Below are 13,848 nucleotides of genomic sequence, written 5' to 3' on the forward strand. Positions count from 1 at the left end.
AGGAGGTGACGTATGAAACCAGTACCCAATAGTTTCGAACGCAAGATCACGCTCAAGGCGCCGCGTTCGCATGTCTGGCGTGCATTGGTCGATGCCGAGGCGTTTGGCCAGTGGTTTGGGGTGGCGCTTGAGGGCAGGCGGTTTATTGCCGGCGAATGGACGCAAGGGCAGGTCACGTATCCGGGTTATGAACATGTGTTGTGGAATGTGCTGATCGAGCGGGTCGAGCCGCAGCAGTTGTTTTCGTTTCGCTGGCATCCGTATGCGGTCAATCCGAATATCGACTATTCCCAGGAGCCGACCACGCTGGTCAAGTTCGAGCTGCAGGATTACGAGGAGGGCACACTGCTCAAGGTCTCCGAGTCAGGCTTCGCGCATATTCCCGATGTTCGCCAGAAAGAGGCCTACTTCATGGACAGCCGTGGCTGGGAAGAACAGTTGAGCCGTCTCGAACTGTTTCTTTTCGAAAGCGCCAAGGCCCGCGAGCGTGACGGTGGCTGACATTTTCGAACCTTGGCTGAAGCGCTGGGCACTGGTGCCGGACGGCGCGCCGATCATCACGCCCGGCAGCCGTTTGTTACCGGTACGCCTGAACGATAGACCGGCCATGCTCAAGGTGGCGCTGGATGTCGATGAAAAGTACGGCAATCGGCTGATGACCTGGTGGGACGGTGACGGTGCCGCGCAGGTGTTGGCGCATCACGAGGATGGTCTGCTGCTGGAGCGCGCCATGGGCAGCCGCTCGCTGATGCACATGGCAATGAATGGCGAAGACGACGAGGCGAGCCGGATTCTGTGCTCGGCGCTGGCGCGATTGCATGCACCGCGTGAAACGCCGCCTCCGCCGCTGGTGGAGTTGGGGCCATGGTTTGCTTCGCTGCGCATCGCGACCGCGCAACATGGCGGCCTCTACGCCCTGAGCCTGCAAACCGCCGAAAACTTGCTCGCCAACCCACAGGATGTCGTGGTGCTGCACGGCGACATGCATCACGACAACGTTCTGGATTTCGGCGAGCGTGGCTGGCTGGCAATCGATCCGAAGCGGGTCAGGGGCGAGCGCGGTTTTGACTACGCCAACCTGATGTGTAATCCGGACTTGCCGACGGCCACGGATCCCGCGCGTTTTCGCCGGCAGCTGGATGTGATTGTCGAAGGTGCCGGGCTTGATCACCGAAGACTGCTGCAATGGGTGCTGGCGTTCGCCGGTTTGTCGGCTGCGTGGTTTCTCGAGGATGACGCGCTGGAACAGGCCTCAGGGCAGTTGAAAGTCGCGCAGATCGCGGCTTCCATGCTCGATGCCTGACAGGACTAAGGGTTTTCGGAAGGGTTGCTATGGCGAATGTCTTACACGCGCTGGTAGCTTTTACGACTATTGCTGATTGGATCCACTGCGTAATCTACACACATCAACTGAGACACAGGGAGTGTTTCAGGATCACGGATGATCGACCATTTGCAAGGATCGCTGCCGACAGGGAGTCGATAATGGTCTTGGGAAAAACCCGCTTCGGCGGGTTTTTTTTCGTCCATGGAAAAGTGTACCCCTTTGTAGGAGCTGCCGCAGGCTGCGATCTTTTGATCTGGTTTTAAAGATCAAGATCAAAAGATCGCAGCCTGCGGCAGCTCCTACATCGGTTATGCGTGATTCGTCATGAGGCGATCAACTGGCGCAGGACATAATGCAAAATCCCGCCCGATTTGAAGTATTCCACTTCATTCAACGTATCGATCCGGCACAACACTTCGATTTTCTCCTGCTTGCCATCCTCACGGGTAATCACCAACGGCAAGTTCATTCGCGGTGTCAGCTCGACGCCGGTGAGACCCTGGATTTCAAAGGTTTCCTTGCCGGTGAGGTTGAGGCTCTTGCGGTTCTGATCAAGCTTGAACTGCAGCGGCAACACGCCCATGCCGACCAGATTGGAGCGGTGGATCCGCTCGAAGCTTTCCGCGATCACCGCTTTCACGCCCAGCAGATTGGTGCCCTTGGCCGCCCAGTCACGGCTGGAACCGGTGCCGTATTCTTGCCCGGCAATCACCACCAGCGGCGTGCCCGAAGCCTGGTACTTCATCGCCGCGTCGTAGATCGCCAGTTTCTCGCCGGTTGGAATGTAGATCGTGTTGCCACCTTCTTCACCGCCGAGCATTTCATTGCGAATACGGATATTGGCGAAGGTGCCGCGCATCATCACTTCATGGTTGCCGCGCCGTGAGCCGTAAGAGTTGAAGTCCCGTGGTTCCACGCCTTTTTCGCGCAGATAACGACCGGCCGGACTGTCAGCCTTGATGTTGCCGGCAGGGGAGATGTGGTCGGTGGTCACCGAATCACCGAGCAGGGCCAACCCCCGCGCGCCTTTGACGTCTTTGATTTCCGGCAGCGGGCCGGAAATATCGTCGAAGAACGGCGGATGCTGGATGTAAGTAGAGTCGTCCTGCCACACGTAAGTCGCCGCTTGCGGCACCTCGATCGCCTGCCACTGCTCGTCGCCGGCAAACACTTCGGCGTATTCCTTGTGGAACATCGCAGTGTTGACCTGACTGACCGCATCGGCGATCTCTTTACTCGAAGGCCAGATGTCGCGCAGGTATACCGGATTGCCTTGCTGATCTTCGCCCAGCGGTTCGCTGCTGATGTCGCTGCGCACGCTACCGGCCAAGGCATAGGCGACCACCAGCGGCGGCGAGGCCAGCCAGTTGGTTTTTACCAGTGGATGCACGCGGCCCTCGAAGTTGCGGTTACCGGACAACACCGAAGCGACAGTGAGGTCGGCTTTCTGGATGGCTTTCTCGATCGGCTCGGGCAGCGGTCCCGAGTTGCCGATGCAGGTGGTGCAGCCATAACCGACCAAGGAAAACCCGAGCTGATCAAGGTATTGCGTCAAGCCCGCAGCCTTGTAGTAGTCGGTGACAACTTTCGAGCCCGGCGCCAGCGAACTCTTCACCCACGGTTTGCGGGTCAGGCCCTTCTCCACGGCTTTCTTCGCCAACAACCCGGCGGCCATCATCACGCTCGGGTTGGAGGTGTTGGTGCAGGAGGTGATCGCGGCGATAACCACTGCGCCGTTTTTCAGGCGATAGGTGTGGCCTTCATATTCATATTCGGTTTCCCCGACCAGATCGGCATTGCCCACCGCGACCCCGCCACCGCCCTCACTTTCCAGGCGTCCTTCTTCTTTGCTGGTGGGTTTGAATTGCAGATCGATGAAGTCGCTGAAGGCTTGCGGCACATTCGGCAGCGACACACGATCCTGCGGGCGTTTCGGTCCCGCCAGACTCGCTTCGACGCTGCCCATGTCCAGCGCCAGGCTGTCGGTGAATACCGGTTCCTGACCGGGCAGACGCCACAAGCCCTGAGCCTTGGTGTACGCCTCAACCAGTTTCACCACTTGCGGTGGCCGCCCGGAAAGGCGCAGATATTCGAGTGTCACGTCATCAACCGGGAAGAAGCCGCAAGTCGCGCCGTATTCCGGGGCCATGTTGGCGATGGTCGCGCGGTCGGCGAGCGGCAGATCAGCGAGGCCGTCACCGTAGAATTCGACGAACTTGCCCACTACGCCTTTCTTGCGCAGCATCTGTGTCACCGTCAGGACCAGGTCGGTGGCCGTGATGCCTTCCTTGAGCTTGCCGGTCAGTTTGAAACCGATCACTTCCGGAATCAGCATCGACACCGGTTGCCCGAGCATTGCCGCTTCTGCCTCGATCCCGCCGACACCCCAGCCGAGTACACCGAGACCGTTGATCATGGTGGTGTGCGAGTCGGTGCCGACCAGCGTGTCGGGGAACGCATAGGTGCGGCCGTCTTCATCCTTGGTCCACACGGTGCGGCCGAGGTATTCGAGGTTGACCTGATGGCAGATGCCGGTGCCCGGCGGCACCACGCTGAAGTTGTCGAAGGCGCTTTGGCCCCAACGCAGGAAGGCATAACGTTCGCCGTTGCGCTGCATTTCGATGTCGACGTTCTGCTCGAAAGCGCTGGGCGTGGCGAATTTGTCGACCATCACCGAGTGGTCGATCACCAGGTCCACCGGCGATAACGGATTGATTCGCTGCGGATCGCCGCCGGCCTTGGCCATCGCCGCACGCATGGCGGCAAGGTCGACCACGGCGGGCACGCCGGTAAAATCCTGCATCAGGACGCGGGCAGGGCGGTACTGGATTTCGCGGTCGGAGCGACGCTCCTTGAGCCACGCGGCGATCGCCTTGAGGTCGGCGCCGGTGACAGTTTTTTCATCTTCCCAGCGCAGCAGGTTTTCCAGCAGGACTTTCAGTGACATCGGTAACTTGTCGAGGTCGCCCAGGCTTTTGGCGGCATCCGGCAGGCTGAAATAGTGGTAGGTCTTGTCGTCGATTTGCAGTGTTTTAAGGGTCTTCAGACTATCGAGGGACGGCATTACGATCACTCCTTTGAATCCGCACGGCTACGGATTGAGGGGACGGGCAGAGCTATCAACGTAGCCCTGTTTTCATTAGCTGGCTAATAACTGGACTCTATGGGTAAGTCCAAGGTTCCGACATCGGCTATCATGCGCCGGTTTTCGTGACAGGCTTTGCTGCAACGCAAGGCCTGAGCATCGCGCAGGGGCCGAATCACCGCCCTCTGCCCAGGAGTAAGAATGAACACCCTATTCATGCATTGCCGGCCAGGCTTCGAAGGCGAAGTCTGTTCGGAGATTTCCGACCTCGCCGCGCAACTCAATGTGGCCGGCTACGCCAAGGCCAAAGCGGCCACCGCGTGCGCCGAGTTTGTCTGCACCGAAGAAGATGGCGCCGAGCGCCTGATGCGCGGTCAGCGTTTCGCCGAACTGATCTTCCCGCGCCAATGGGCGCGCGGGGTTTTCATTGATCTGCCGGAAACCGATCGCATCAGCGTGATCCTCGCGCACATGGCCGAATTCCCGGTGTGCGGCAGTCTCTGGCTGGAAGTCGTCGATACCAATGACGGCAAAGAACTGTCGAACTTCTGCAAGAAATTCGAGGGCCCGCTGCGCAAGGCGCTGACCGGCGCCGGCAAACTGGTGGAGGACGCCAGCAAGCCGCGTCTGCTGCTGACCTTCAAGAGCGGTCGTGAAGTGTTTCTGGGTATGGCCGATGCCGGTAACTCGGCGATGTGGCCGATGGGCATTCCGCGCCTGAAGTTTCCGCGTGAGGCACCGAGCCGTTCGACGCTGAAGCTGGAAGAGGCGTGGCACCACTTCATTCCGCGTGATCAGTGGGAAGATCGTCTGCACAGCGACATGACTGGCGTTGACCTCGGTGCCGCGCCGGGTGGCTGGACCTGGCAACTGGTCAACCGCGGCATGCTGGTGACCGCCATCGACAACGGCCCGATGGCCGAAAGCCTGATGGACACCGGTCTGGTCCAGCATTTGATGGCCGACGGTTTTACCTTCAAACCCAAGCAACCGGTGGACTGGATGGTCTGCGACATCGTCGAGAAACCGGCGCGTAACGCCGCGATGCTCGAAGAGTGGATCGGCGAAGGGCATTGCCGCGAGGCGGTGGTCAACCTGAAGTTGCCGATGAAGCAGCGTTACGCCGAAGTGAAGCGCTTGCTTGAGCGCATTGCCGATGGCTTCAAAGCGCGCGGGATCAAGGTCGATATCGGCTGCAAACAGCTGTATCACGACCGCGAGGAAGTGACCTGCCATTTGCGCCGGCATGACATCAAGAAAGCCAAGTCCCGCTGACACACAGCAAAACCCTGTGGGAGCGAGCCTGCTCGCGAAAGCGCAATCCGATCCAGCAATGATGTTGGCTGATACGACGCCTTCGCGAGCAGGCTCGCTCCCACAGGGGGGTGGCGTAACGCCACAGATGACCGAACACCCGGCAATGCGCGACAATGCCGGCCAGTTTCAGGAGTGAATCATGAGTGAAATGATCGATACCCCGGTCGACGGCACCCTCGACGCCACCGGCCTCAATTGCCCGGAACCGGTGATGATGCTGCACCAGCACATCCGTGACCTGGTACCCGGCGGCCTGCTCAAGGTGATTGCCACCGATCCATCGACCAAACGCGATATCCCCAAATTCTGCGTGTTTCTCGACCATGAACTGGTCAGCCAGCACGAAGAGGCCGGTACTTACCTGTACTGGATCCGCAAGAAACACGCCTGAATCCCAAGCGAACGCAAAACCAAATGTGGGAGCGAGCTTGCTCGCGAAAGCGGTATCTCAGTCACTATTGATGGCGACTGATACACCGCATTCGCCAGCAGGCTGGCTCCCACATTTTTTGTCCCGGTTTAAAGGACTTAGCCTGCCGAGCGACTGATCCGAATACGCTTGCGCGCACTGCGCGTCAGGCGAATCGACAGCATCAACGCTGCGCAGCTCAGGCCAACGATCAAACCCTGCCACAAACCGCTCGGGCCGCGTGGCTCGCCGAGCCAGTCGGTCAGGCCGAGGGCGTAACCCACCGGCAAACCAATCCCCCAATAAGCGAACAGGGTCAGGATCATCGTCACCCGCGTGTCCTGATAACCACGCAGAGCGCCGGCAGCGGTCACCTGAATAGCATCGGAAAACTGGAACAGCGCCGAATACACGATCAGCATCGCCGCGATGTGAATCACCGTCGGGTCAGCGGTGTAGATCGCCGCAATCGGCTCGCGCAGCAACAGCATCATGCTCGCCGACAGGCAGGCGTAAGCCAGTGCGGTGCCCATGCCGACACCGGCAGCAAACCGCGCCTCGCGTGGTTCTTCGCGGCCCAGCGCCTGACCGACACGCACGGTAACGGCCATGCCCAACGAGTAGGGAATCATGAACACCAGCGAGCTGACGTTCAGCGCAATCTGATGCCCGGCCACTACGGTGGCGCCGAGGCTGCCGATCAGCAGGGCGATCACGGCAAAAATGCTCGACTCGGCAAACACCGCGATGCCGATCGGCAGACCAATCGCCAGCAGGCGTTTGATCACCGCCCATTGCGGCCAGTCGAAACGGCTGAAAATCTCGCTCGAACGATAGGCCGGAGCCCAGCGCTCATAACCAGCCAGACCCAGCGCCATCACCCACATAACGATCGCCGTGGCCCAGCCGCAGCCGACCCCGCCCATCGCCGGCACACCGAAGTGGCCATAAATAAAGATGTAGTTCAGCGGAATGTTCAGCGCCAGACCACACAGGCCCAGCACCATCGCCGGACGCGTACGACCGATGCCGTCACTGGTGCAGCGCAGCACGTGATAGAACGCCACCGCCGGCAGGCCGCTGGCGATGCCATGCAGGTATTGCATGCACGGGCCGATCAACTCGGGATCGACCTTCATCAAGTGCAGCACCGGCTCGGCGGCGACCAGCATCGCTGTCGCGATCAGCCCGACCACCAGTGCCAGCCACAATGCCTGACGCACGAGTGGACCGATTTCGCTGTGCGTACCGGCGCCGAAGCGCTGAGCGACTTTCGGTGTGGTCGCCAGCAGGGTGCCGGTCATCAGCAGAAACACCGGCACCCAGATCGAGTTGCCCAGCGCCACGGCCGCCAGATCCTTGGGCCCGACGCGGCCAGCCATCACCGCATCGACGAAGCCCATGGCCGTGGTCGCCAATTGCGCGATGATGATCGGCAACGCCAGGGCGAGAAGGTTCTTGAACTCCAGGCGAATCCGCGCGGGGCGGGTCAGGGAAACAGCGACAGGTTGATCAGTTACAGAATTCACAGGCAAAGCGTCCACAGGTGTTGATGCGCAAGGCGCCGCATTCTACGCCGCTGACGTTACAGTCAGGAAAAATCCTCTGTTGCGGATTTGTAAGCGCAAAGCCCGCTGGCCCGGCAACCGATCTGCACCTAAACTGCCGATCCGCCTAAGGAGCCCGCCATGCTGATTGTTGCCGACGAAAATATCCCGCTGCTCGATGCCTTTTTTGCCGGTTTCGGCGAGATCCGCCGGGTACCGGGCCGTTCCATCGACCGCGCGACGGTCGAGCAGGCCGACGTGTTGCTCGTGCGCTCGGTGACCAACGTCAATCGTGCGTTGCTCGAGGGCAGCAAGGTGCGCTTTGTCGGCACCTGCACCATTGGCACTGATCATCTGGATCTCGAGTACTTCAATGAGGCCGGCATTACCTGGTCCAGTGCGCCCGGCTGCAACGCCCGCGGCGTGGTTGATTACGTGCTGGGCAGTCTGATGACGCTTGCCGAAATAGAAGGTCTCGATCTCACTCAACGGACCTACGGTGTCGTTGGTGCCGGCGAGGTAGGCGGGCGCCTGATCAAGGTCCTGAAGGGCCTGGGCTGGAACGTCAAAGTCTGCGATCCGCCGCGTCAGGCTGCCGAGGGCGGTGAGTACGTCAGCCTCGAGCAAATCATTGAGCAGTGCGACGTGATCAGTCTGCACACGCCGTTGACCCGCAGCGGCGGCGGGGCCACTTGGCATCTGTTCGATCAGCAGCGTTTGCAGCAACTCAAACCCGGCGCTTGGTTGATCAACGCAGCGCGTGGTCCGGTTGTGGATAACGCCGCGTTGCGCAAAGTGCTGTTGGAACGTGAAGACCTGCAAGCCGTTCTCGACGTCTGGGAAGCCGAGCCTGAGGTTGACACGGCGCTGGCCGAACTCTGCGTATTGGCCACGCCGCACATCGCCGGTTACAGCCTCGACGGCAAACAGCGCGGAACGGCGCAGATTTATCAGGCGTATTGCGCATTCAGCGGCCAACCGGCAGTTATCCAACTCAGTGATCTGTTGCCGGCACCGTGGTTGTCTGAAGTGACCCTGCATGCTGACAGCGATCCGGCCTGGGCGCTGGCGATGTTGTGCCGTGGGGTGTACGACCCGCGCCGCGATGACGCGGATTTTCGCCGCAGCCTCGTAGGCAATGTCGGTGAGCAGCGGGCGGCGTTCGACATGTTGCGCAAGCAATATCCGGTGCGACGCGAGATTGAAGGGCTGAAGGTGCGGATTGAAGGGGAGTCGCTGGCGTTGGCGAGAATTGTGGCGGCGCTGGGGGCGGTGGCCGTCTAGATACCGGGTCGGCCCTTTCGCGAGCAGGCTCGCTCCCACAGGAGATCTTCAGCGAATAAAGGTCCATGTGGGAGCGAGCCTGCTCGCGAAGGCCGCGCCACAAATACCTGATCTGCAGACAGAAAAAACCCGGTCAAAAGGACCGGGTCATGAAGACGGTGGCTATATCACTCTTGTTCGGCAGGCTTGACCAATCGCTTCTCCAGTTCGCTGCACGCTTGCTGGATCATTTCTTCAGTGATCGGTACTTCACGCCCATCCTTATCCAGTATCGAGCAACCCAGAGATTGGCCGGGCTTGGTGCGGATCACTTCAATTTTGTCTTCGCTGCTGTGTTGCAAGGACATGGCCTGTCTCCTCATCAGGTTGTGTGCCTAGGGTAAAACCGCCACGTGACCGGGCTGTGACAACTCCCTGCGGTCTGTCAGTGGGGCATCTCCACTCAAACAGAAACGACCGCTCGTCTCAACCGGGACTTTAGACCAATAGTAACTATGGCCTAGTCTTTGGGGGCATATTTAACCTGACTCATTGTGATTTACAGAGTTCCGCTCCAAGAAGGTTTAGGCTAGCCCTTTCACCAACACGGATGTGTACCTGAATGACCCCGAAGCTTTCTTCACGACACCGTCGGGCCCTGCGTCTGACCACTCGATTTCTGGCCCCTTACCGCTGGCAAGTCATCGCTGCGCTGCTGGCATTGATCGTCACCGCCGCCGTTACGTTGTCGATGGGGCAGGGCATCAAACTGTTGGTCGACCGCGGCTTCATGACTCAGTCGCCGCATCAGCTCAATCAGAGCATTGGCATCTTCATGTTGATGGTGCTGGGGCTGGCGGTCGGCACGTTCGCGCGGTTCTACTGGGTATCGTGGATCGGCGAGCGCTGCGTGGCCGATATTCGTCGTGAAGTGTTCAACCATCTGGTCTATCTGCATCCGGGCTTTTACGAGAACAACCGCAGTTCGGAGATTCAGTCGCGGCTGACGGCCGACACGACACTCCTGCAATCGGTGATCGGCTCGTCGCTGTCGATGTTCCTGCGCAATCTGCTGATGGTCATTGGTGGTGTCATTCTGTTGTTCGTGACCAATGCGAAACTCACCAGCATCGTGGTAATTGCCTTGCCGTTCGTGGTGGCACCGATTCTGATTTTCGGCAGGCGCGTACGCAATCTGTCGCGGTTGAGCCAGGACCGGGTCGCCGATATCGGCAGCTATGTTTCCGAGACTCTCGGCCAGATCAAAACCGTGCAGGCCTACAACCATCAGGTGCAGGACGAGCGGCGTTTTGCGACGACGGTCGAGGACGCGTTCGACACGGCGCGCAAACGCATCTTTCAGCGTTCATGGATGATCACCATGGTGATCGTGCTGGTGCTCGGCGCGGTGGCGGTGATGTTGTGGGTCGGTGGCATGGACGTGATCGCCGGGCGCATCACTGGAGGTGAACTGGCGGCGTTTGTCTTTTACAGTCTGATCGTCGGCAGTGCGATCGGCACCTTGAGTGAGGTGATCGGTGAGCTGCAACGCGCGGCGGGTGCCGCCGAACGAATCGCTGAGCTGTTGGGTTCGGAAAATATCATTCAACCGCCCACTACCGGACTGGTGACCCTGCCGCAGCGCGTGCGGGGTGAATTGCAATTGCAGGAAGTACGTTTTTCCTATCCGTCGCGGCCTGAAAGCTATGCCGTCAACGGCTTGAACCTGACCATCCGGGCCGGTGAGACGCTGGCGCTGGTGGGGCCATCCGGCGCCGGCAAGTCCACGGTGTACGATTTGCTATTGCGCTTTTATGACCCCGTGGAAGGGCGGATCCTGATTGATGGTGTGCCGCTGACCAGCCTTGATCCGCTGGACCTGCGCCGTCACTTCGCCTTGGTCTCGCAGTCGCCGGCGCTGTTTTTCGGCAGCGTTGAAGAAAATATTCGTTACGGCAATCCGGGGGCGACGCTGGAGCAAGTCAAGGACGCGGCAAAAATTGCTCACGCCCACGACTTCATCGAGAAAATGCCCAACGGTTATCAGACCCATCTCGGCGATGGTGGCCTCGGCCTGTCCGGTGGTCAGCGTCAGCGTCTGGCGATCGCCCGGGCATTGCTGGTCGACGCACCGATCCTGCTGCTGGACGAAGCCACCAGTGCCCTCGATGCGCAGAGCGAACACCTGATTCAGGAAGCCCTGCCGAGCCTGATGCAGAACCGCACCACGCTGGTGATCGCGCATCGACTGGCCACTGTGAAAAACGCTGACCGGATTGCAGTGATGGATCAGGGCAAGCTTGTGGCCATTGGTACTCATCAGGAACTGATTGCCAGCAATCCGCTGTATGCGCGGTTGGCGGCGTTGCAGTTCAATGATGGAAAAGTAACGGTTGATCAAGTCTGATGGACACTGCTCGTATCGGGCATTATGGCGCTAATGAGTCAGCAAGCGACCTAGTAACCGACTTAGTAACCGACCTAGTAGCGAGATTATTGTTAACGCTGGGGCCCCGTTCTCTGAGGATCAGTGATCTGATGGCAGAGATGAGCCTGGTCCACAAGGCTACGTTCAGATCCAACTATCTCAAGCCGGCCTTAACCGCTGGAATGATCGAAATGACCGATCCTCAATCACCCAAGAATCCAACCCAGAAATATCGGCTTACTCAACTTGGCAAAATGATGGTTAAAAAGTTGAAGTGTTAATTTGGCAGCCGACAGCTCAATAAAAAATGCCCGTATCTCGCGATATGGGCATTTTTCGTTATCCGGCCTTAAGCGCTGGATTACTGATCATCAAAATACCGTTCATGCCAATCCACCAGCGGCTGCGGTGAGTTGAGCTTCTGGCCGTAGATCACCGAATAAGACAACACGTTCTGCACGTACTGACGGGTTTCATCGAACGGGATGCTTTCCACCCAGACGTCGAAGCTCAGATGATCGGCACCGCGCAGCCATTGGCGCACACGGCCGGGGCCGGCGTTGTAGGCGGCGGAGGCGAGGACGCGGTTGCCGTTGAACTGGCTGTGCACCTGACTCAGGTAAGCGGCGCCGAGCTGTATGTTCTTGTCCGGATCCAGCACCTGCTGCGGCGAGGCCAGCGGGATGCTGAACTTGCGCGCGGTTTCCTTGGCGGTGCCGGGCATCAACTGCATCAGGCCGCTGGCGCCGACGCCGGAGCGGGCGTCGTCCATGAAGGCGCTTTCCTGGCGGGTGATGGCGAACACCCAGCTCGAATGCAGACCACGCACCTTGGCTTCACGCACGAGAGTTTCGCGGTGGGCCATCGGGAAGCGGATATCCAGATCGTCCCAGTACTGCGCCTGACTGATGGTGCGGATCGCCGGGAAGTACCATTTCAGGTCGTAAGCCAGTTTCGCCTGGGCAACCATTTCATCGCGATTGAAATGGCGGCTGACGTGATACCACTCGCGACGACCGTCGACGATCTGCCCGCGAGCATGGAACTCCAGCGCGCGGCGAACACCGGGGGTGTTGCGCACCTTGTTGATCAGCGCCTGACTGAGCACCAATGGCTTGTTGTTCAGCGAGTACGGCGATTGCGAGCGGTCGGCGGCGAGGAAACCGTAGAAGTCACGTTCGCGCGCGAGGCCTTTGTACAGCGTCTGTGCTTCCGGGTTTTGCGGTTGGGCCAGTTCCAGACTGCGCGCCTGCCAGTAGCGCCAGCGGTTGGTGGTGGCCAGATCCTGCGGCAGACGGCGAGTCAACTGATACGCATCGTCCCAACGGGCCAGACGCAGCAACAGGCGCAGACGCCATTCCGAGACGGTGTTGTCGCGCAGTTCCGGGTCGTACTTGGTCATCACATCCAGCGCGCGGCTGTCGAAACGACGAGCGAGAGTCAGGCCGATTTCCCGGGCGATCGCGACTTTTTCATCGCGAGAGAAATGCATGCTGCTGGCGTAACCGTCGAGCAAGGCCATGGCCTTGTCCGGATCCTGGCGCGCCAAACGGCGCAGGCCGAGGCTGACCACGTCGGACATCGGCTCATCGGCCGGGGTGAAACGTGAAGGCTGATTGAGCAGCTCCGGTTTCTGCGCGACATCGACCAGCAAACGACCGCGCGGGGCGAGGGTAGTCAAGCCGTTGACCAGACTGTTGGCCAGTGGATAGTTGCGCGTCTGAGCGGCGAGTTTGGTGCGCTCCCAGCGTTTCTGCTCGGTGAGCTGGCCGTCGGCAGCCCAGATGCCGAACAGCGCGTCGCACGCAGCGGGTTGCGATTTGCCGGTCAGCCAGAGCTTGTCGGCGTTGGCGTAACCCTCGGCCTTGTGGTTGCTGCTGATCTGGTACTGCGCGTTGAGGCAGTCCAGTTCAGTGAAGTTGAGTTTCGGGTCGTAGTACTTGACGAAGGTCGCCCAGTCGCCTCGGTCGGCGAGCCAGCGCAACCAGCGCAGTTTCATCCAGTTGGCCTGGGGCAGGTCACCGTGTTCGGCGAGGAATTTTTCGATTTCCGCATTGCTCGCGGTCTTCAGACGCGCGGTCAGTTCGTCGTAGGCCAGATACGGTTCCAGCGGGTAATCGGCCAGCGCCTGGCTGTAGCGCAAGTACGGGCCGGTATCACCCTTGGCCAAGGCGCGCTTGGCTTCATCGTAATACTGGCGTTGGGTGGACAGGTCCACCGCCTGGGCGGATTGAGCGGCAGCGGCGGTAAGTAGCAAACAGGACAAGACACTGAAAAGGCGACTGCGCATGAGACATCCGGGCAGAGAAATCATGACAAGTGCCGACACGAATCAGCACTGAATTGTCTGTAGCTTAGCCTTTTGCCAGCAAGCGGCGAAAGCTTTGCGGGCCTCGCAGCACAAGTTCGCAACAATTGTTGTGCAGAGTGCTTCGACAGACAAATTGCCGGCCTGCTGAAGCCCTAACTCAG

General features: G+C 59.7%; 11 protein-coding genes. 7 read left to right on the forward strand and 4 right to left on the reverse strand.

Annotated elements, in window-relative coordinates; genetic code table 11:
* Positions 1 to 12 precede the first annotated feature (12 nt).
* The gene (locus KBP52_RS27785) at positions 13 to 501 is read left to right on the forward strand and encodes an SRPBCC family protein (protein WP_137218658.1); all 489 of its coding nucleotides are present in this window, start codon (positions 13 to 15) and stop codon (positions 499 to 501) included.
* On the forward strand, positions 488 to 1,303 hold the full coding sequence (locus tag KBP52_RS27790) for an aminoglycoside phosphotransferase family protein (protein ID WP_212621397.1): 816 nt from the start codon (positions 488 to 490) through the stop codon (positions 1,301 to 1,303). The genes KBP52_RS27785 and KBP52_RS27790 overlap by 14 nt, the downstream gene beginning before the upstream one ends.
* 346 nt (positions 1,304 to 1,649) lie before the next feature.
* Here the strand turns inward: KBP52_RS27790 and acnA are convergent, their stop codons facing one another.
* On the reverse strand, positions 1,650 to 4,391 hold the full coding sequence (acnA, locus tag KBP52_RS27795; protein WP_212621398.1) for an aconitate hydratase AcnA: 2,742 nt from the start codon (positions 4,389 to 4,391) through the stop codon (positions 1,650 to 1,652).
* Positions 4,392 to 4,613: 222 nt separating this feature from the next.
* Here acnA and rlmM point away from each other — a divergent pair, with 222 nt between their 5' ends.
* Positions 4,614 to 5,687 (forward strand): 23S rRNA (cytidine(2498)-2'-O)-methyltransferase RlmM, encoded by a 1,074-nt coding sequence (gene rlmM / locus KBP52_RS27800; protein ID WP_116030921.1) that lies wholly within the window; start codon positions 4,614 to 4,616, stop codon positions 5,685 to 5,687.
* A 181-nt stretch (positions 5,688 to 5,868) separates the two neighbouring features.
* Positions 5,869 to 6,120, forward strand: a complete 252-nt coding sequence (gene tusA / locus KBP52_RS27805; protein ID WP_007910424.1) for a sulfurtransferase TusA — start codon at positions 5,869 to 5,871, stop codon at positions 6,118 to 6,120.
* A gap of 137 nt (positions 6,121 to 6,257) precedes the next feature.
* Here tusA and KBP52_RS27810 read toward each other — a convergent pair whose 3' ends face one another.
* A complete protein-coding gene (locus KBP52_RS27810; protein WP_007910428.1) occupies positions 6,258 to 7,667 on the reverse strand; it encodes an MATE family efflux transporter in 1,410 nt (469 codons plus the stop codon).
* Positions 7,668 to 7,826: 159 nt separating this feature from the next.
* On the opposite strand from KBP52_RS27810, the gene pdxB reads away from it, so the two are divergent.
* Positions 7,827 to 8,969 (forward strand): 4-phosphoerythronate dehydrogenase PdxB, encoded by a 1,143-nt coding sequence (pdxB, locus tag KBP52_RS27815; RefSeq protein ID WP_212621399.1) that lies wholly within the window; start codon positions 7,827 to 7,829, stop codon positions 8,967 to 8,969.
* Between the two features lie 167 nt (positions 8,970 to 9,136).
* Here the strand turns inward: pdxB and KBP52_RS27820 are convergent, their stop codons facing one another.
* Positions 9,137 to 9,316 carry a PA1571 family protein gene (locus KBP52_RS27820; protein ID WP_038369402.1) on the reverse strand — a complete coding sequence of 60 codons (180 nt, stop codon included), beginning with the start codon at positions 9,314 to 9,316 and terminating at the stop codon, positions 9,137 to 9,139.
* A gap of 254 nt (positions 9,317 to 9,570) precedes the next feature.
* Here KBP52_RS27820 and KBP52_RS27825 point away from each other — a divergent pair, with 254 nt between their 5' ends.
* Positions 9,571 to 11,355, forward strand: a complete 1,785-nt coding sequence (locus KBP52_RS27825) for an ABC transporter transmembrane domain-containing protein (RefSeq protein WP_077573843.1) — start codon at positions 9,571 to 9,573, stop codon at positions 11,353 to 11,355.
* Positions 11,355 to 11,657, forward strand: coding sequence for a Fic family protein (locus KBP52_RS30770; RefSeq protein WP_349251746.1), 303 nt, complete (start codon positions 11,355 to 11,357; stop codon positions 11,655 to 11,657). Before KBP52_RS27825 ends, KBP52_RS30770 begins: the two co-directional genes overlap by 1 nt.
* A gap of 80 nt (positions 11,658 to 11,737) precedes the next feature.
* Here the strand turns inward: KBP52_RS30770 and KBP52_RS27830 are convergent, their stop codons facing one another.
* On the reverse strand, positions 11,738 to 13,666 hold the full coding sequence (locus KBP52_RS27830; RefSeq protein ID WP_077573841.1) for a transglycosylase SLT domain-containing protein: 1,929 nt from the start codon (positions 13,664 to 13,666) through the stop codon (positions 11,738 to 11,740).
* Positions 13,667 to 13,848 lie beyond the last annotated feature (182 nt).

Origin of the sequence: Pseudomonas sp. SCA2728.1_7, assembly GCF_018138145.1 — a bacterium.
GTDB lineage: Bacteria > Pseudomonadota > Gammaproteobacteria > Pseudomonadales > Pseudomonadaceae > Aquipseudomonas > Aquipseudomonas koreensis_A.

Coding starts and splice junctions, on each gene's coding strand:
- KBP52_RS27785 (WP_137218658.1), top strand. CDS start 13: ATGAAACCAGTACCCAATAGTTTCGAACGCAAGATCACGCTCAAGGCG.
- acnA (WP_212621398.1), bottom strand. CDS start 4,391: ATGCCGTCCCTCGATAGTCTGAAGACCCTTAAAACACTGCAAATCGAC.
- rlmM (WP_116030921.1), top strand. CDS start 4,614: ATGAACACCCTATTCATGCATTGCCGGCCAGGCTTCGAAGGCGAAGTC.
- tusA (WP_007910424.1), top strand. CDS start 5,869: ATGAGTGAAATGATCGATACCCCGGTCGACGGCACCCTCGACGCCACC.
- pdxB (WP_212621399.1), top strand. CDS start 7,827: ATGCTGATTGTTGCCGACGAAAATATCCCGCTGCTCGATGCCTTTTTT.
- KBP52_RS27820 (WP_038369402.1), bottom strand. CDS start 9,316: ATGTCCTTGCAACACAGCAGCGAAGACAAAATTGAAGTGATCCGCACC.
- KBP52_RS27825 (WP_077573843.1), top strand. CDS start 9,571: ATGACCCCGAAGCTTTCTTCACGACACCGTCGGGCCCTGCGTCTGACC.
- KBP52_RS30770 (WP_349251746.1), top strand. CDS start 11,355: ATGGACACTGCTCGTATCGGGCATTATGGCGCTAATGAGTCAGCAAGC.
- KBP52_RS27830 (WP_077573841.1), bottom strand. CDS start 13,666: ATGCGCAGTCGCCTTTTCAGTGTCTTGTCCTGTTTGCTACTTACCGCC.